A 17,303-nucleotide genomic window follows, 5' to 3' on the forward strand; every position below is an offset into this window, starting at 1 on the left:
GTCGGGCGACAACTACCTGTTCATGGCGCAATCGCGCTTCGACCCTGGCATACAGCCCGGTACCGCGTTGTCCCGCTCACGTTTCGAGGACGCCACTTTCACCCATGGCGAAAACCTCAAGAACGGTGTGCACACGCCCTGGGCCACTGTACAGGTCCAGCGCCATACCGAGCTGGAGCTTCGTTTCACCGACCCTTCCACGCGGGAACTGCACCCTGGCGTGAGGGAGACGATCAGGCGGGGTGCCAACCTGTTCGTGACCTACCCCGGCTATTCGGACTACCGTCATGTGCCAGTGGTGGGCAAGGGCGTTACCTTCCAGTTGCCGGGCTCGCCCGACCGCTGGGGCATGATGTGCGAGGCGGACCTGGAGGAGGTCTACCGCCGGCGTTCGCTGAGCTACGGGTTGATGAAACCCTATGTGGCGATCATGGCGGGGCTGTTCGGCTGCAATTACCTGGTGCAGCACTATGCAGGCCTGCCGCAAGGACTGACTGACGTGATCGAGGCCTTGAGCATGCTGGGCGCCACCTTGTTGTTTGGCGTGCTCGGGCCCAAGCGCCTGGCCGCGAGGTTGAATGGTATGAGCAGTGTGCTATGCACCATCGCCGAGGGTGAAGGCAACCTGCGCCAGCGCCTGGATACCAGCACCTTGGCCAATGATGAGAGCGGCGACATGGCACGCTGGATCAACAGCTTCATCGACCGCCTGGACGCGGTGGTCGGGCAGGTGGTCAAGGCCAGCCGCACGGTCGGCAGCACCAACCAGATGATGCTCGGGCGCAGCCAGGAGGCCAGCGTAAGCTCCGCCGACGTGGCCGACGCCGTGCACCAGATGATGATCATCATGGAAGAGCAACTCGGCGAACTGCAGCAGGCCTCGGTCAGCGCCGAGCAGATGAAGCAGGCCATGGACGAAGTGGTCAGCCGCGCACGCGCGCAGTACCAGGCGGTGCAGGCGGGCACGCAGTCGATCCGCGATGTGGTGGCGCGCTCATCATCCAGCGTGCAGCGGCTCGACAGCCGCATGGTCGAGATCGACAACATCACCGGGTTGATCAGCGAAATCACCAACCAGACCAACCTGCTGGCGCTCAATGCCGCCATCGAGGCGGCGCGTGCCGGGGAGCATGGCCGTGGCTTCGCGGTGGTGGCCGACGAGGTGCGCAGCCTGGCCGCACGCACCTCGCGTGCCGCCGACGACATTCGCCACATGGTCGAGAGCCTGCAGGGCGAAACCCGGCAGGCGGTAAGCTTCATGGAGCAGGGCGTGCAGGACGTCGACAACAGCCTGCGCCTGGCGGAGGACGCTTCTTCCGAAAATGTACAGCTGCACCAGGCGGTGGAGAGCATGTTCGCCATTATCCAGCAGCTCAACCGTCGCAGCGTGGAATACGGCAAGACGATCGAGCAGGTCAACCAGTCCTCCAGCGAGATGCGCCAGACCGCCCTGGTGCTGCAAAGCAGTGCGCAGAAGGTGAAGGTGGATGCTGGCAAGTTGCAGAAGCTGGTGGGGCAGTTCGAAGTCAGTGATGATGGCGAACGAGGCGTCGCTGCTTGAGTAACGCACCTGTCCGGTAACCCGGGAGCCCGTCATGATCCGGCTGGCTGTACCTGCCAATGATCAGGTGCAAGCCAGCCCCGATGACTGCTGACTTCCAGGCCGGTAGCGGACGGAGAGCGGGTTTGCCCAGCCGAAAAAGCCGCGCAATGGCTCAATGTCTGTGGCAGTGTTGGGTATCTGGCCAGCCCCACAGGGACCTACATGCAAACTCGCAAAACCGGTGTTCGCGCCCAGCAGGCCGACCGCACCCGGGACAATATTCTCAAGGCCGCAGTGAAGGTCTTCAGCAAGGAAGGCTTCACTGGCGGGCGCATCGAGCAGATCTCCACGCTGGCCAACTCCAACGACCGGATGATCTATTACTACTTCGGTAGCAAGGAAAAGCTGTTCATCAGTGTGCTGGAACACATCTATGCCAGCTTCAACCAGGCCGAAGCGAAGCTGCGCCTCGACCTCGCCGACCCTGAGCAGGCCCTGCGCGAGCTGGTGGCGTTTATCTGGGACTATTATGTGCGCCACCCCGAATTCGTCACCATCCTCGCCACCGAAAACCTTCACCAGGGCTTGCACGCGCGCAAGTCGCAAAACCTCAGGGCGCTGTCCGGCGAAGCGGTCGGCGTGCTGCGGCCGATCATCGAGGCAGGACAGGCAAAGGGCCTGTTCCGTGACGATATCTGCATTACCCACGCCTACCTGATGATTGCCTCGCTCTGCTACTTCTATAACTCCAACCGCCATACGCTCAGCTCGTTCCTGGCCGTGGACCTGGCCGACAAACAGGCCAAAGCCGATTGGCTGACCTTCATCAGTGACCTTGCGCTGCGCGGCTTGCGCCGCTGAGCCTCAGTGGCTGCCAGGGTTGGCGCGTACCTGCGCAGCCTTGGACGCCAGCCCTTGCCAGGCCGGTTTGTCGGCGGCAAAACGATGGCGCAGGTAGGCCGCGAGGTCGGCTACCTGGCGGTCCGACAGGCTGTCCTTGAAACCAGGCATGTAGCCCAGGTCGCGGGTTGCCGGGGTCGGAATGCCGTGCAGCACCACGCGCAGCAGGTTGTCCGGCAGGTCACTATGGACGTTGCTGTTGACCGCCATCGACGGGCTGACGCCAAACAGCTTCGGCCCCAGCCCATCACTGTGGCAGGCCAGGCATGCACCTTTGAATACCCGCTCGCCGTTGCTCAGCGACATTGGCGAGTCCACCTGAGGCGCGGCATTGGCCGCCAGTGCCTGCGGCTCGCCATCCAGGGAGCTGAGGTAGTGGGCGATGGCGCGCACGTCGCTTTTTGGCAGGGTGGCAAGCTCACTGACCACCGGGCCCATGGGGCCGGCCGCCACGCCATGTTTTTCGGAGAAGCCAGTGCTCAGGTAGTTGAACAACTCGTCTTCGCTCCACGGCGTCGATGACTTGCCCAGGGCATTCAAGGCCGGGGCCTCCCAGCCATCGACCATGCCGCCAGCAAGGTAGCTGCTACCGCCTTTTTCTGCGCCCATCAGGTTGCGCGGCGAATGGCAGGCCGTGCAGTGGCCCAGGCCGTCGACCAGGTAGGCACCGCGGTTCCACTGCGCGCTGCGCTGCGGGTCGGGCTGGTATTCGCCGCGTTGCAGAAACAGCGCATTCCAGCCGGCCATCAGCGGCCGCTGGTTGAACGGGAAGCGCATCTGGTTGGCGGGCGCTTCCTGGCGTACCGGTGTTTGCGACATCAGGTAGGCATACAGCGCTTGCATGTCGGCGTCGTTGATGTTGCGAAACGAGGTGTAGGGAAACGCCGGGTACAGGTGCCGGCCATCGCGGCTGATACCTTCGCGCATGGCCCGCTCGAAGGCGGCGAAGGACCAGCGGCCGATACCGGTTTCCGGGTCGGGGGTGATATTGGTGCTGTACAACGTGCCGAAAGGCGTATCCATTGCCAGCCCCCCGGCATTGGCCTTGCCGCCGCTGACCGTATGGCACACGGCGCAGTCGCCGGCCGCCGCCACCTGGCGCCCGCGCTCGAGCATGGCGGCGCTCCAGCTGCCGACACCAGGTGGCGTTACCGGGGCGATTTCGGCGCGCCAGGGCAAGGCGGTGGCAAGCATGCCCAATGCGGCGCCGAACACCCCGGCCAGCGAGCCGAACCACCACTTCGAACGCTTGGTTGACGGCTGCGCTGGCGCGGGCGCATCTGGCCCTTGGCCTTCGCCACCGAGCGCAGCACGCACGCGTTCGGCTGTGATCGGCAGCTCGCGAAAACGAATGCCGGTGGCGTCGAAAATGGCATTGGCGATGGCCGCTGCGCTGGGTACCGAGGCTGACTCGCCACTGCCCATTGGCGGCTCGTGCTGGCGCGGCAGCATCATCACGTCGATAGCCGGCAGCTCGGGGAAGGTCAGGATCGGGTAGCCGCCCCATTCCTTGCTCGCCACTGTCGATTCCTCGAAACTGACCTGCTCCTTGAGCACCCGGCTGGTGGACTGGATGACGTTACCGTGGATCTGGTGACGCACACCCTCGGGGTTGACCATCATCCCGGCATCGTGGCCGATCACCACGCGGGTGACGGCCACTTCGCCCGTGCGCCGGTCCACTGCGACATCAGCCACCCAGGCTGCCCAGGCCGCGCCGAAGCCGGGAAATTTACTGTGGATATAGCGCGCATAGGCAAAACCCCGGCCGCGCAGCACATCACCTTCGGCCTGTGTCTGCATGGGCCGGGTATGCGGCTGCCATTGCGCGCGTTCAGCAGTGGCTTTGACCAGGTCGATGGCGCGCGGGTCGGACAGGTGCTTGAGGCGATATTCGACCGGGTCGACGCCAGCGGCGAAGGCCAGTTCATCGATGTACGACTCATGGGCGAAGCTGTTGGGCATGGCCGACACACCCCGCATCCATGAGGCACGCACCAGTGGCGTCATGTCATTGATGGTGACGCGCATGTGTTCGTAATCGTAAGGCGGGATCGACGTGCGATCGCCCATCTCGAACAGCGCCGGCACCGGTTCCACGGCACCGGTCAGCAGCAGGGCCAGGGTGGGCGCGCCATTGGACGGGTAGCTGGTCTGGAAGTCATAGGCGGCCACGCTGCCATCGGCGTTCAGGCCGCCGTCGATTTCCATCAGTTGCGCGGTGCCCTTGGGCTCCCACACGTGTTCCTGTTCGCGGGTCAGCTGCACCCGCACCGGGCGCTGCACCGCACGCGACAGCAGCACCGCGTCGGCGCACACGTCATCGGCGCAGTTGCGGCCATAACAACCGGCTGCTTCCATGCGAATGATCTCGATGCGTGCTTCATCGCACGCCAGCAGCCAGGCCAGGTCTGCGCGCAGCAGGTGCGGGTTCTGCGTACCTGACCACACGCGGATCTGCCCTGCGGTGAAGTCGGCCAGTGCACATGATGGGCCGATCGATGCGTGCAGCTGGTAAGGCCACAGGTAGCTGCGGCTCAGGCGCTGGCTGGCATTGGCGATGCCGCCGTCGACATCGCCCTGGTCCAGCACGGTGCGCTGCACGCGCGGGTTGTCGCGGATGGCCTGGGCGACATCGCTAAGGTCGGGCAGCTTGCCTGTGAATGGCTTCCAGCTGACTTTCAGCTCATGGGCTGCACGGATGGCTTGCTCTTCGCGCTCTGCCACCACACCGACGAAGTCGCGGATGACCACCACGGCGACCACGCCGGGTAGATGGGCGATGGAAGACTCATCCACCGCCAGCAAGCTGTTGCCGACAAAGTCGCCGCTGTCATGGCCGGCATAGGGCGGGCGGATGACCCGACCGTGAAGCATGTTGGGCAGGCGCATGTCGTGCACATAGGTCAGCTCGCCGGTGGCCTTGCCAGGGATGTCTACTCGAGGGGCGCTGCGCCCGACCAGGCGGTAGTCCTCGATGGCCTTGAGCGGGGCGTCGTCGGCAATGTGCAGCTGGTGGTTCTTGCCTTGCACCAGTTCGGCAAAGCTCAGCGTGCTGCCGTTACTGGCGATAACCGTGCCGTCTTCAATGCGCAGCATTTCGGGCGGGCAGCCAAGGCGTAGGGCGGCCTGTTGCAACAGATAGCGTCGCGCTGTGGCTGCGGCCTTGCGCAGCGGTACCGCGGAAATCTGCAGGGTGGCGCTGGCAATGGTCGCGCCCTGGTTGGGTGCCCGCTCGGTGTCGCCCAGCACCATGTGCACCTGGTCCATGCGCAGGTCCAGCTCTTCGGCGACGATTTGCGCCAGCGAGGTACGGATGCCAGTGCCCAGGTCGACATGACCATTGAAGGCGTAGACCATGCCGTCGTCGCTGACCGCGATGAACAGTGCCAGCTCACGTTCCTTGACTGTAGGTGTCACGCCCTTGGCCACAGGGCCTGAGGGCGGGGTGATCTGGTCGACGATCAGCAACACGCCGGTCTTGGCCAGCAGTTGGTCGCGGCTGGGCACCTGTTGTGAGTGGTTCATGGCTTTCTCCGGGTCTCGGCAGCGCGGCGCACGGCGCGCAGGATTTCGACGTGGGTGCCGCAGCGGCACAGGTTGCCGGACAGCTCATTGCGAATCTGTTCGTCGCTGGGCTCGGGAATGCGATCGAGCAGGGCCTTGGCGGTCATGATCATGCCGTTCATGCAGTAACCACACTGGGCCGCCTGCTCGTCGATGAACGCCTGTTGCACGGGGTGCGGTGCGGCCTTGCTGCCCAGCCCTTCGAGGGTGGTGATATTGCGGCCGGCGGCGCCGGCCAAGGGGATGACGCAGGAGCGGGCGGCCACGCCGTCGATGATCACCGTACACGCCCCGCATTCGCCCAGGCCGCAGCCGTACTTGGGGCCGTTCAGGCACAGGTCGTTGCGCAGGATCAGCAGCAGCGGGGTGTCAGGCATGGCGCTGACTTCGACGGGCTGGCCGTTGACCTGCAGGGAGATGGTTGTTTGCATTATTGGCTCATCTCTGGAGGTTGCTTGCGCTACCAAAGGACTCAAATGACGCGAGCGTTTCGGTAAGTACTCACTACATGAAATGAGTGAGCAAGAAGCAGGCCAGAGATGAATTTGCAGAGAACTGTGATGGTGGGGCAGGGATGAAGATTGTCGGCGCCCGGGAAACCGAGCGCCGCCGCGCGGCGCATCGCGCTGTGCCGAACCCCCGAGTTTGTGTGTGTAGGAGCGGGTTTACCCGCGAATACGGTGGTGGCGGCAACGGTGATCGGCAGGTGGAGATTGGCCAGCAGGGCCGGCCCATTCGCGGGTGAACCCGCTCCTACGGCGGCCTGTGTCCAACCACCGATGCGTGTCCAATGTGAGCGAGCTTGCTCGCGATGCGCTTGATCTCTCAGGCCGCGTATCTGTGACGGCCACCGCGGCAGTCACAACAATTTTCAGCCCGCGTTCTCGTCGCTGTCGATCATCTTGCGCAGCAGGTACAAAATGGCTACGCGCTCCCCGGCATTCAGGCTGCCCATGCTCAGTTCGCTGATCTGCCGGGCGCAGGGGATCATTGCATCGAGCAAGGCCGCGCCGCTTTCGGTGAGTTCGACGATGACCTTGCGCCGGTCGCCCGGGTCTGGCGAAAGCTGCACCAGCTCGCGCGCCTTCAGGCGCTCGACGATGCCGCGGATGGTTGCCTGGTCCACCGCGGTGGCCTTGATCAGTTCGGCCTGGGAGCTGGGGCCGTGATCGCGCAGGGCGCACAGGGTGACGAACTGGATCGAGGTAAGCTGCGGGTCGCAGGCCTGCTGCTGGAAGATCGCCGTGTGCCGTTGGTAGGCCTTGCGCAGCAAGTGCCCGACCTGTTCGGTAACGTCGTAGGTGGTGTTGTCGAGCGGGGCGCTGCTGGGGGTGGTTTTTTTCGACATAGGATGGCTTGGGCTGGGTGGAAAGAGGCTGGCCGGCCGCCAATAGCGGAGCGCCCGGCCAGTATAACCCCTATCGCGCTCGCGACTCCTCTGGTGCAACCACGTCGCCGGCCAGCACTACCGCCTTGTCATCCAGGTAGATATCGCAGTTGCGCAGCGGGATGTCCAGGTGGCACGGGGTCTTGCGCTTGCCGCCGACCTCGGTGTTGGGGCCGGTGGAGAACAGGAAGTTGCCGTAGAACGCACGGGCATCCATGCACATGCCGTCGTTGCGGTCGTGCAGGCCCATGGCCGTCCATTGCGCGCGCGGCTGCAGGCCCCAGCCTATGTGCGAGATGCCGTATACCTCGGGGTCGTTGAAGTATTTCATGTAGTCACGCAGGTACTCGGCCTCGAAGCCGCCATGTATGCCGGTGATGAAGCCTTTTTCGATTTCCAGGGTGATGCGCTCGCGGCAATAGTTCTTGAACGGCAGGATGATGTCACCCACGTCCAGCACCAGCGTGCCCTCGGCGCTGTCCTCGTTCGGCCAGGTGAACAGAAAGCCGCTGGGCCAGTGGTCCCAGCGCCCCGGTTCGTCGGCATAGCCGTACTCAGTCACGGCCGGGTACTGGCCGAGCGGGGCATGGAAGTCGCTACCGGCCTTGGACCGCACATGCAGGCTGCGCGCCTGTTTCAACAGGGTTTCGGCAGCCAGCACCCGGCGTTTGTCGTCTTCGGTCGGCAGCATGCGCGCCAGCACCTCGGGTGGCTCCACGGCCAGCAGGATGCGCGTGCCGGTCTTGAGAATCTGCTCCTGCTCGGGCGAGTGCAGCAGCATCATGGTGTCGACGACCAGGTCGGCGGCTTCCAGCGCCCGCTGCGCCGCCAGGTTGCCGGTCAGCGCGGTGTCGCCGCAGTAGGCCGTCATGTCGTTGCCCATGGCGGTCGGGTGGTTGAACGCCGGCAGCTCTACCGCATACACCTTGGCCTTCAAACGCTGGGCGGCCTCCATGGCGGCGTTGACCGTGCGCGGGTCGGAGTAGTGGCTCTTGAGCACGGCCACGCTCTGCGTTTCGTCCACTCGAGACAGCTTCAGTACGTGCTCGAACATCTGGGTCAGTTGTGCATTGCTCACCGGCATCGGGGTTCTCCTGGGTGGCGTTGACAGGGGCGCACCATGGCAGTGCCTGGTGCTGCATCTCGGTGCAAAATAATAGTGTGTACACCCTACTTGTGCAGATGAAAACGCATCCTGCCAGCGAGCGCAAGTGATCTGTTCAAACGTTACCTATCCACACATTGACCAGTATTTACGGTAACAATCAGCCGGATGTCGTTTCGATCAGCTGTTTGAAAAATATTTTCAGCTGGCTCTTTTCAAAGGTCATTTGTAGCGTATACGCTCTAAATTGTCAGGCGGTTGAGCCGCTGGCCACCTATCAGAACAAGAGGAGACATACCCATGCGGGGTAGGCAGAAAATCGCAATCGTCGGTGCAGGTCTGGGTGGGGCAGCCGCCGCCACATTGCTGCAACAGGCCGGGTTCGATGTCGAGGTATTCGAACAGGCTCCGGCGTTCACCCGCCTGGGCGCAGGCATTCATATCGGCCCTAACGTGATGAAAATCTTCCGCCGCATGGGGCTGGAGCAGAAGCTGGAGCTGATGGGCTCGCACCCGGACTTCTGGTTCAGCCGCGACGGCAATACCGGTGATTACCTGTCGCGCATTCCGCTGGGCGAGTTTGCCCGCCGCGAATACGGCGCTGCCTACATCACCATCCACCGTGGCGACCTGCACGCCCTGCAGATCGAGGCCATCCAGCCGGGCACCGTGCACTTCGGCAAGCGCCTGGAAAAGATCGTCGACGAAGGTGACCAAGTGCGCCTGGACTTCGCCGACGGCACCCACACCGTGGCCGACATCGTCATCGGGGCCGACGGCATCCACTCGAAGATCCGTGAAGAGTTGCTGGGGGCTGAAGCGCCGATCTACAGCGGCTGGGTCGCGCACCGTGCACTGATTCGCGGGGTGAACCTGGCACAGCATGCCGATGTGTTCGAGCCCTGCGTCAAATGGTGGTCCGAAGACCGCCACATGATGGTCTACTACACCACCGGCAAGCGCGACGAGTATTACTTCGTCACCGGCGTGCCACATGAAGCCTGGGACTTCCAGGGTGCGTTCGTCGACAGCAGCCAGGAAGAAATGCGCGCAGCCTTCGAAGGCTACCACCCCACGGTGCAGAAGCTGATCGACGCTACCGAATCGATCACCAAGTGGCCGCTGCGCAACCGCAACCCGTTGCCGTTGTGGAGCCGTGGCCGCCTGGTGCTGCTGGGCGACGCCTGCCACCCGATGAAGCCACACATGGCCCAGGGCGCGTGCATGGCCATCGAGGACGCGGCCATGCTGACCCGCTGCCTGCAGGAGACCGGGCTGTCCGACCACCGCACGGCGTTCGCGTTGTATGAAGCCAACCGCAAAGAGCGGGCATCGCAGGTGCAATCGGTATCCAACGCCAACACCTGGCTCTACAGCCAGGAAGATCCAGCCTGGGTTTACGGCTACGACCTCTATGGGCAGCAGCTTGAAAGCGGGGAGGCGGCATGAGCACCTTCGTCGCTGGTGGTAACGTCAGCGCCAATGGCATCCGCCAGCATTACCTGCGCTATGGCGGCAAGGGCCATGCGCTGATCCTGGTGCCGGGCATCACCAGCCCAGCGATCACCTGGGGCTTTGTCGCCGAGCGCCTTGGGCATTATTTCGACACCTATGTGCTGGATGTGCGCGGGCGTGGCTTGTCTTCAAGCGGCCCCGACCTGGACTACGGCACCGACGCTTGTGCTGCGGATATTCCCGCCTTTGCCGCCGCGCTGGGCCTGGATAGCTACCATCTGCTCGGTCACTCGATGGGGGCGCGTTTTGCCATCCGCGCAGCCGCCCAAGGGGCACCGGGACTGCAGCGGCTGGTGCTGGTCGACCCACCGGTGTCCGGGCCGGGCCGCCGCGCCTACCCGAGCAAGTTGCCGTGGTACGTCGATTCGATCCGCCAAGCCACGGTTGGCATGAGCGGCGATGACATGCGCGCCTTCTGTGCCACCTGGAGCGACGAGCAGCTGGCCCTGCGTGCCGAGTGGCTGCACACCTGCTACGAGCCGGCGATCGTGCGGGCCTTCGATGATTTCCACGAGGTCGATATCCACCAGTACCTGCCTGCGGTGCGCCAGCCGGCATTGCTGATGGTGGCCGGGCGGGGTGGAGTGATCGAGCCCCGTGACATTGCTGAAATGCGCGAGCTCAAGCCGGATATCCAGGTCGCGTACGTGGACAACGCCGGCCACATGATCCCCTGGGATGACCTGGACGGTTTCTTCGCCGCCTTTGGCGACTTCCTCGACCACCCCCTCGTCTGACGGAGCACGAGACATGACCCAGCTATACCGCATCGGCCAGATCGTGCCGAGTTCGAACACCACCATGGAAACCGAAATTCCGGCGATGCTCAACGCACGCCAGGCGATCCGCCCCGAGCGGTTCACCTTCCATTCCAGCCGCATGCGCATGAAGCAGGTGAAGAAGGAAGAACTGGCCGCGATGGACGCCGAGTCCGACCGCTGCGCAGTCGAGCTGTCCGACGCCAAGGTCGATGTGCTGGGCTATGCCTGCCTTGTGGCGATCATGGCCATGGGGCTGGGCTATCACCGCCAATCTGAAAAGCGCCTGCAGCAGGCCACCGCCGACAATGATGCACTGGCACCGGTGATCACCAGCGCCGGGGCGCTGGTCGAGGCCTTGCATGTGATGAAGGCCAAGCGCATTGCCATCGTCGCGCCGTACATGAAGCCGCTGACCGAGTTGGTGGTGAACTACATCCGCGAGGAAGGCTTCGAGGTGCAGGACTGGCGCGCGCTGGAAATCCCCGACAACCTCGCCGTGGCCCGTCACGACCCGGCCAACCTGCCGGGCATCGTCGCCGGCATGGACCTTGAAGGCGTCGATGTGGTGGTGCTGTCGGCGTGCGTGCAGATGCAATCGCTGCCGGCAGTGGCCAAGGTCGAGGCGCAAACCGGCAAGCCGGTGGTCACCGCTGCAATCGCTACCACCTACGCCATGCTCAAGGCGCTGGACCTGGAGCCGATCGTGCCGGGCGCCGGTGCCTTGCTGTCGGGCGCCTACTGAAATCGGGAGACGGACATGAGCGACGCACAAAGCGCCCGTGACAACTACCAGGGTGTGTGGGGCCAGCGCATCGGCTTTGGCCGCAAGCCGGCCCTGCTGATGATCGACTTCATGCAGGGCTACACCACCCCGGGCGCACCGCTGTACGCCCCGGGCGTGGTCGCGGCAGTCGAGCAGGCCGCCGGCCTGCTGGCGCTGGCCCGCGACTGCGGTACCTTGGTGGTGCATACCAACATCCGCTACCAGCCTCCGCATTTTGCTGACGGCGGCGTGTGGGTGCGCAAGGCGCCGGTGATGAAGGACATGGTCGAAGGCAACCCGCTGGCAGCCTTTTGCGAGGCCGTTGCGCCACAGGCAGGGGAGGTGGTGCTGAGCAAACAGTACGCCAGCGCTTTCTTCGCCACCAGCCTGGCCCCGCTGCTGCATGCACAAGGGGTGGATACCGTGGTGCTGGCTGGCTGCTCGACCAGCGGCTGCATCCGCGCCAGTGCGGTGGATGCCATGCAGCACGGGTTTCGAACCATCGTGGTGCGCGAGTGTGTCGGTGACCGCCACAGCGACCCGCACGAAGCCAACCTGTTCGACATCGACAGCAAGTACGGTGATGTCGTCACCCGGCAGGATGCCATGCAGCAACTCAGGCACCTGGCCGGCTGAACGCCGGGCAGCGCCTACCCAATAACAATCAAGGACCGGTGCGGGAAGCCCGTCCATGACCGCCTGCTGTCCGGGTGGTCGCCCCGCAGGAGCACTCGGGGTCTTCAGGCGCTGTCCAGGCCCGCCGCGTAGAATGCGCGGCGTGCCCGGCGCGTCGAAAACTGCTGGCCTTAAAACAACCACAAAGTCGCCCGCCAGGAGACAGGAAATGCCAATTGCGAATGCAACCACGGTCCACAGTGACATCGACCATGGCACGAAAGCGCTGTACAGCAAGATCACCTGGAGGCTCATCCCCTTCTTGTGTTTCTGCTACCTCGCAGCTTATCTGGACCGCATCAATGTCGGCTTCGCCAAGCTGCAGATGCTCGAAGACCTGCAGTTCAGCACAGCGGCCTATGGCCTGGGTGCAGGGCTGTTCTTCGTCGGCTACATCATCTTCGAAGTGCCGAGCAACCTGATCCTGCAGCGCGTTGGCGCCAAGCTGTGGATCGCCCGCATCATGATCACCTGGGGCCTGCTGTCGGCCTGCACCATGTTCGTCACCAGCACCACCCAGTTCTATATCCTGCGTTTCCTGCTGGGTGCGGCCGAGGCCGGCTTCCTGCCAGGCGTGTTGTACTACCTGACCATGTGGTACCCCACCTATCGCCGCGGGCGCATCATTGCCCTGTTCATGATCGGGCTGCCGTTGTCGAGCGTGATTGGCGGGCCGATTTCTGGCTGGATCATGGGGCATTTCGACCAGGTTCAAGGTTTGCATGGGTGGCAGTGGCTGTTCCTGCTGGAGGCGATCCCCAGCGTTTTGCTCGGCATCCTCACGTTCTGGGCATTGCCTAACCATTTCCAGCAGGCCAAGTGGCTGTCGGCTGACGACAAGGCACAACTGGCGGCAGACCTGGCCGCCGACGATGCCGAGGGCAAGGACAGCAAACACAGCTTCCGCGATGGCTTCTTCAACCTTAAGGTGTGGATGCTCGGTGGTATCGACTTTTCGATCCTGCTCAGCGCCTATGCGATGGGCTTCTGGATGCCGACCTTCATCCGCGATGCGGGCGTCAGCGACACCTTCCATATCGGCCTGCTCACGGCCATTCCAAGCCTGGCCGCGCTGGCCGGCATGCTCATGATCGGGGCCAGCTCCGACCGCCACCGCGAGCGCCGCTGGCACATCATCGTGCCGTTCATCATTGGTGCAATCGCCATGGCCAGCAGCACCTTGTTCAGCCAGAACCTGGTGATGACCGTGGTGCTGTTCGCCATTGCCTCGGCGGCGATCATCGGCGCGGTGCCGGTGTTCTTCAGCCTGCCGGCGACCTTCCTCAAAGGCACCGCAGCCGCCACCGGCTTTGCCCTGGCCTGTTCGGTAGCCAACATCGCCGGCCTGGTGAGCAACTCACTGATGGGCGTGGTCACCGACCTCACCGGCACCTCGCACGCTGCGCTGTGGGTGTTTGCCGGCTGCCTGATCCTCAGCTGCTTCCTGGTCATCGCCTTGCCGGCCAAGCTGGTCAACCGCTAGCGGCCCAGCGCTTCACGCAACGGCAGGGCAGGCGGGCCGGGGCCCGCCTGCCGACCTCTCTCGATGCAACCCGCACGCCGGTGGCCATGCAGTGCCGCCGCGCCGGGTTGCTGTTGCCCAAATCCAGGAGTAGCCCTATGCAAGGTTTCACTGCGCCGCGTCTTTCTTCGTCTGCACGCCTGGCCGGCGGTTGTATTGCCGCCGCCTTGTGTGCAGAGGCCACGGCAGAAGAGGCCGGTTTCATCGAAGGTGCCCGCGCCACGCTGCAGGCGCGCAATTACTTCTTCAGCCGCGACTATGCCGATATCAAGGGCGCCAGCACCCAGTCGCGTACCCAGGAATGGGCGCAGGGGTTTATCCTCAATGCCAGCTCCGGTTATACCCAGGGCACCCTTGGCGTGGGTGTGGATGTTACCGGCCTGCTGGGTTTCAAGCTCGACAGCAGCCCGGAACATGCCCGGTCCGGGTTGCTGCCCAGCCTGGACAGCGGCAAGTCGGCGGACGAATACAGCCGCCTGGGTGCGGCGATCAAGTTCAAGGTGTCGCAAACCGAGCTGAAAGTGGGCGAGTTGATGCCCAACCTGCCGGTGCTGCTGTTCAGCGATTTGCGCCTGCTGCCGCCGACATACCAGGGCGCGATGCTGGAGTCGCGCGAGTTCGCCGGGTTGACCCTGAGCGCCGGCCAGTTCCGCTCCACCAGCCTGCGCGACTCGTCCAACAGCCAGAAGATGTACGCGCTGGTCAACGACCCGATCAACCCGGCGCGGCTGGCGCGTTTTACCAGCGACCGGTTCAACTACGTGGGTGCCGACTATGCCTTCAACGACAACCGAACCAGCGTCGGTGTCTGGCAGGCGCAGCTGGAGGATATCTACCAGCAGCGCTTCTATAGCTTCAAGCATGCCGAGCCGCTGGGGAGCTGGACGCTGGGGGTCAATGCCGGCTACTTCGATGCCCGCGAGGACGGGAGCAAGGTGGCTGGCGACTACGATAACCATGCGCTGTTCAGCCTGTTCTCGGCCAAGACCGGCGGGCATACCTTTTATGTGGGCTATCAGCAGATCGGCGGCGATGACGGCTTTATCCAGGTAGGCGCCAACACCAACCCGATGGGTAATACGCTGCCGACCTATGAGTTCTCGGCGCCGGGTGAACGCTCGTGGCAGGTGCGACATGATTACAATTTTGTCGCCTTGGGGCTTCCAGGGCTGACGTCGACCCTGCGTTATGTGAAGGGCCGGGACGTGGAGACAGGGCTGGGCTTTGAAGGGCGTGACCGCGAGCGTGACCTGGACCTGGCCTACGTCGTGCAAAGCGGGCCGTTGGCCGGGCTTGGGATACGGGTGCGCAATGTGATGGCGCGCTCCAACTACCGGACAGATATAGATGAGAACCGCTTGATTCTGAGTTACACGATCAAGGTGTTCTGAGGGGATAGGTGACCCGGCGCCAGCTCGGCTTCCGAAGCAACCTTATGCTGCGAAGAAGCAATAGCTGCCTAAGGCAGTCGTTTGCCTTACCGCGCTCTTCGCAGCGCAAGGCTGCTCGTGCAAGGGGATGGGTAGGCCTGAGCTGTGGAGCATGACAATGGCTCTTGCAGGTCACTGCAAGGTGTCGGGCTTCAGGCTATCCGGCAGTTGCCGAATGGCCTCCTCAAGCCGCGCGATCGGCCCAGTGAGTTGATCCGCTTGCTTGTCCTTGCCTTCACCTCTTAAGCGCTCACGCTCAACGCGCAGGTTAAGCAGATTTTTCTGCAACTTCAGTGCAGAGGTTTTGAACGAGTCCATGATTTGCTCACGCTGTAGGCTTCCGTACCGTTGTAGGAAAAATGGACCGTAGCAGCTCGAATTTGCCGGAGAAACTGATGTTTCATACAGGCAATACTCATTGCTGCGTCATTTCCTACGGAGTGCGGTAAATAATCCTACAAGTCGTGTTTCAGATAGTGTCCTCCCAAGCAAACTCAATCTACCGTATTGGCTGGGTTCGGGCGCTTTCGAGGGGCAGCGCACTCAACGCAGGTACTGCGCAAAGCTGGAGGCGTGTTTTGAAACTTCATGTATCAATTGCCGGCCCGCGAGCGACACGTGCTCAGCGTCAACCACTGCGGCTGAATCCAGCTCGGCGGCATCTGCGCATCACATCTGATCCGCTTTTTTTCCATAAACCTGAATCTGTAACCGTATCAGCCCAAGCTCGACAATATGCCCATTCCCGCATCACAACTGTAGAGGTTCCAATGGGCAAGCTGGCGCTGTTCCTGGGTGGTTTTCTGCTGCTGACCATTCTGATTGGTATTCTTGGCACCATTCCGCCAAGCTGAGTTCAACTGCGTTTTCCCCTGCGCGGCCCGTCCACTCCAAGCGACGGGCCCAATCTATTGGCCAATGGCCGGTCATCTTTTTCATCGCACTGCTGGGTCAGCATCAGGTGCAAGTCATTCTCAGGGCAGGCGTGGATCGAGCGGGTCAGGTTGGCCAATTCGCCTTTCTGCTTGTGCGATAAGTCGTTCTTTACGCTGGGAAATCTGTCCACAAAAAACGTGGGTAGGTCTGTGGATAAAGTGCTGCAAGCCAGACCCGCGGCGGGCTCTGTTAAATTGAGCAGAATTTGAACAGTCGTTTCATGGCTTGTTTCAGTGCAGCGGGCCGGCTCGGCGCAGGGCGGCCAGCAAGTCACGCACTCGCGTCGGCAACTCGCCGGCAGGGTATACAGCATGCATCTGTGGGTCCTGGCCGCTACTGGACGTCAAGCGGTACTGCGGGCACACCCGCACCAGGCGGCCGGCCTTGACCTGTGCTTCGCCGACCCAGGCGGCAAGGCGAGCGATGCCGGCGCCGGCCAGGGTGCTGTGGTACACCGCGCCTCCTGAGCCCAGGCGGAGCCTGGGCCTGGGGCGAAGGCTGGTGATCTGGTCATTGTGGCAAAAGTGCCAGGCCTTGAGGATGCGTGGCGCGGTATGCAGGATCAAGGTGTGTCCATCCAGGTCTTCCGGATGTTGCGGTGTGCCAGCCAGGGCCAGATATGCCGGGCTGGCATACAGGTGGCGCTGGTAGGGCCAAAGCGGGTAGCCGATCAGCTCGCTCGATTGCGGGAAGGCGCCGCGCACCACGAAGTCGAATTTACCTTGCAGCGGGTCAAGGGCTTCGTCGCTGTACTGCACGTCCAGGGTCACCTGAGGGTGGCGGCGGGAAAACTCGGCAAGCACTTGCGGTAGCACATGCTCTCCCAGCAGTTGCGGCGCGGCAAAGCGAATCCAGCCTTGGGCGTTGCCGCTGAGCGCGGCCAATTCGTCGGCTGCATCGCGTTGCACATCCAGCAAGCGTTCGGCATGCGGCAGCAAGCGCTCGCCGGCCTCGGTCAGGGTGACGGCGTTGGCGTTGCGGTTGAGCAGTTTGCTTCCCGCATTGTCTTCCAGGGTTTGTACCGCGCGCGTAACTGCGCTGGGTGAACGCCCCAGGGCGCGGGCGGCAGCAACGAAGCTGCGCTTGTGCGCCACGCTGACGAACGCCTGAATTTCCCGCAGCATGTCCAGTGCCATGGCCTGCTCCTCGTTGCAGTTATCGCAATATGGCATTTCAACACAAGTGTGCCACTTTGATTA

General features: G+C 63.2%; 15 protein-coding genes. 9 read left to right on the forward strand and 6 right to left on the reverse strand.

From position 1 onward, the window contains the following. Positions 1-910 precede the first annotated feature (910 nt). Both ACF8O8_RS26720 and ACF8O8_RS26725 read left to right on the forward strand, forming a co-directional pair. On the forward strand, positions 911-1,561 hold the full coding sequence (locus tag ACF8O8_RS26720) for a methyl-accepting chemotaxis protein (protein ID WP_370688786.1): 651 nt from the start codon (positions 911-913) through the stop codon (positions 1,559-1,561). 204 nt (positions 1,562-1,765) lie between these two features. Beyond that, positions 1,766-2,404 (forward strand): TetR family transcriptional regulator, encoded by a 639-nt coding sequence (locus tag ACF8O8_RS26725; RefSeq protein WP_392510831.1) that lies wholly within the window; start codon positions 1,766-1,768, stop codon positions 2,402-2,404. A gap of 3 nt (positions 2,405-2,407) precedes the next feature. On the opposite strand, the gene ACF8O8_RS26730 is transcribed toward ACF8O8_RS26725, so the two are convergent. The 4 genes from ACF8O8_RS26730 to ACF8O8_RS26745 form a co-directional block, all read right to left on the reverse strand. Continuing rightward, positions 2,408-5,971 carry a molybdopterin cofactor-binding domain-containing protein gene (locus ACF8O8_RS26730; RefSeq protein WP_392510833.1) on the reverse strand — a complete coding sequence of 1,188 codons (3,564 nt, stop codon included), beginning with the start codon at positions 5,969-5,971 and terminating at the stop codon, positions 2,408-2,410. Further along, entirely contained in the window at positions 5,968-6,441 is a 474-nt protein-coding gene (locus ACF8O8_RS26735; protein ID WP_064491887.1) for a (2Fe-2S)-binding protein, read from the reverse strand. The genes ACF8O8_RS26730 and ACF8O8_RS26735 overlap by 4 nt, the downstream gene beginning before the upstream one ends. Positions 6,442-6,881: 440 nt before the next feature. Next, complete coding sequence (locus ACF8O8_RS26740; protein ID WP_350298065.1) at positions 6,882-7,358, reverse strand: MarR family winged helix-turn-helix transcriptional regulator; 477 nt, start codon at positions 7,356-7,358, stop codon at positions 6,882-6,884. Positions 7,359-7,428: 70 nt separating this feature from the next. Next, the gene (locus ACF8O8_RS26745; RefSeq protein ID WP_004577272.1) at positions 7,429-8,481 is read right to left on the reverse strand and encodes a 2,5-dihydroxypyridine 5,6-dioxygenase; all 1,053 of its coding nucleotides are present in this window, start codon (positions 8,479-8,481) and stop codon (positions 7,429-7,431) included. A gap of 321 nt (positions 8,482-8,802) precedes the next feature. On the opposite strand from ACF8O8_RS26745, the gene nicC reads away from it, so the two are divergent. From nicC to ACF8O8_RS26775, 6 genes are all read left to right on the forward strand, one after another. Then, positions 8,803-9,951: a 6-hydroxynicotinate 3-monooxygenase gene (gene nicC, locus ACF8O8_RS26750; protein ID WP_010954763.1), complete on the forward strand. Its 1,149-nt coding sequence runs from the start codon at positions 8,803-8,805 to the stop codon at positions 9,949-9,951. Next, on the forward strand, positions 9,948-10,754 hold the full coding sequence (gene nicD, locus ACF8O8_RS26755; protein WP_010954762.1) for an N-formylmaleamate deformylase: 807 nt from the start codon (positions 9,948-9,950) through the stop codon (positions 10,752-10,754). The genes nicC and nicD overlap by 4 nt, the downstream gene beginning before the upstream one ends. Positions 10,755-10,767: 13 nt before the next feature. Continuing rightward, positions 10,768-11,520, forward strand: a complete 753-nt coding sequence (locus ACF8O8_RS26760; protein ID WP_003251112.1) for a maleate isomerase — start codon at positions 10,768-10,770, stop codon at positions 11,518-11,520. A gap of 15 nt (positions 11,521-11,535) precedes the next feature. Next, the gene (locus ACF8O8_RS26765; protein WP_003251109.1) at positions 11,536-12,177 is read left to right on the forward strand and encodes an N-carbamoylsarcosine amidohydrolase; all 642 of its coding nucleotides are present in this window, start codon (positions 11,536-11,538) and stop codon (positions 12,175-12,177) included. 208 nt (positions 12,178-12,385) lie between these two features. Continuing rightward, complete coding sequence (locus ACF8O8_RS26770; protein WP_003251108.1) at positions 12,386-13,699, forward strand: MFS transporter; 1,314 nt, start codon at positions 12,386-12,388, stop codon at positions 13,697-13,699. A 137-nt stretch (positions 13,700-13,836) separates the two neighbouring features. After that, positions 13,837-15,129 carry an OprD family porin gene (locus ACF8O8_RS26775; RefSeq protein ID WP_392510836.1) on the forward strand — a complete coding sequence of 431 codons (1,293 nt, stop codon included), beginning with the start codon at positions 13,837-13,839 and terminating at the stop codon, positions 15,127-15,129. Between the two features lie 171 nt (positions 15,130-15,300). Here the strand turns inward: ACF8O8_RS26775 and ACF8O8_RS26780 are convergent, their stop codons facing one another. After that, positions 15,301-15,486 (reverse strand): hypothetical protein, encoded by a 186-nt coding sequence (locus ACF8O8_RS26780; protein ID WP_350298062.1) that lies wholly within the window; start codon positions 15,484-15,486, stop codon positions 15,301-15,303. A 260-nt stretch (positions 15,487-15,746) separates the two neighbouring features. On the opposite strand from ACF8O8_RS26780, the gene ACF8O8_RS26785 reads away from it, so the two are divergent. Further along, positions 15,747-16,022 (forward strand): hypothetical protein, encoded by a 276-nt coding sequence (locus ACF8O8_RS26785; RefSeq protein ID WP_350298061.1) that lies wholly within the window; start codon positions 15,747-15,749, stop codon positions 16,020-16,022. A gap of 312 nt (positions 16,023-16,334) precedes the next feature. Here the strand turns inward: ACF8O8_RS26785 and ACF8O8_RS26790 are convergent, their stop codons facing one another. Beyond that, positions 16,335-17,240, reverse strand: coding sequence for a LysR substrate-binding domain-containing protein (locus tag ACF8O8_RS26790; protein WP_392510838.1), 906 nt, complete (start codon positions 17,238-17,240; stop codon positions 16,335-16,337). Positions 17,241-17,303 lie beyond the last annotated feature (63 nt).

This window comes from Pseudomonas sp. TYF_14 (assembly GCF_043105275.1).
GTDB lineage: Bacteria > Pseudomonadota > Gammaproteobacteria > Pseudomonadales > Pseudomonadaceae > Aquipseudomonas > Aquipseudomonas alloputida.

Excerpts from the sequence above, each read along its gene's own strand:
- ACF8O8_RS26720 (WP_370688786.1), top strand. The coding sequence starts at position 911 with ATGGACGAAGTGGTCAGCCGCGCACGCGCGCAGTACCAGGCGGTGCAG.
- ACF8O8_RS26725 (WP_392510831.1), top strand. The coding sequence starts at position 1,766 with ATGCAAACTCGCAAAACCGGTGTTCGCGCCCAGCAGGCCGACCGCACC.
- ACF8O8_RS26730 (WP_392510833.1), bottom strand. The coding sequence starts at position 5,971 with ATGAACCACTCACAACAGGTGCCCAGCCGCGACCAACTGCTGGCCAAG.
- ACF8O8_RS26735 (WP_064491887.1), bottom strand. The coding sequence starts at position 6,441 with ATGCAAACAACCATCTCCCTGCAGGTCAACGGCCAGCCCGTCGAAGTC.
- ACF8O8_RS26740 (WP_350298065.1), bottom strand. The coding sequence starts at position 7,358 with ATGTCGAAAAAAACCACCCCCAGCAGCGCCCCGCTCGACAACACCACC.
- ACF8O8_RS26745 (WP_004577272.1), bottom strand. The coding sequence starts at position 8,481 with ATGCCGGTGAGCAATGCACAACTGACCCAGATGTTCGAGCACGTACTG.
- nicC (WP_010954763.1), top strand. The coding sequence starts at position 8,803 with ATGCGGGGTAGGCAGAAAATCGCAATCGTCGGTGCAGGTCTGGGTGGG.
- nicD (WP_010954762.1), top strand. The coding sequence starts at position 9,948 with ATGAGCACCTTCGTCGCTGGTGGTAACGTCAGCGCCAATGGCATCCGC.
- ACF8O8_RS26760 (WP_003251112.1), top strand. The coding sequence starts at position 10,768 with ATGACCCAGCTATACCGCATCGGCCAGATCGTGCCGAGTTCGAACACC.
- ACF8O8_RS26765 (WP_003251109.1), top strand. The coding sequence starts at position 11,536 with ATGAGCGACGCACAAAGCGCCCGTGACAACTACCAGGGTGTGTGGGGC.
- ACF8O8_RS26770 (WP_003251108.1), top strand. The coding sequence starts at position 12,386 with ATGCCAATTGCGAATGCAACCACGGTCCACAGTGACATCGACCATGGC.
- ACF8O8_RS26775 (WP_392510836.1), top strand. The coding sequence starts at position 13,837 with ATGCAAGGTTTCACTGCGCCGCGTCTTTCTTCGTCTGCACGCCTGGCC.
- ACF8O8_RS26780 (WP_350298062.1), bottom strand. The coding sequence starts at position 15,486 with ATGGACTCGTTCAAAACCTCTGCACTGAAGTTGCAGAAAAATCTGCTT.
- ACF8O8_RS26790 (WP_392510838.1), bottom strand. The coding sequence starts at position 17,240 with ATGGCACTGGACATGCTGCGGGAAATTCAGGCGTTCGTCAGCGTGGCG.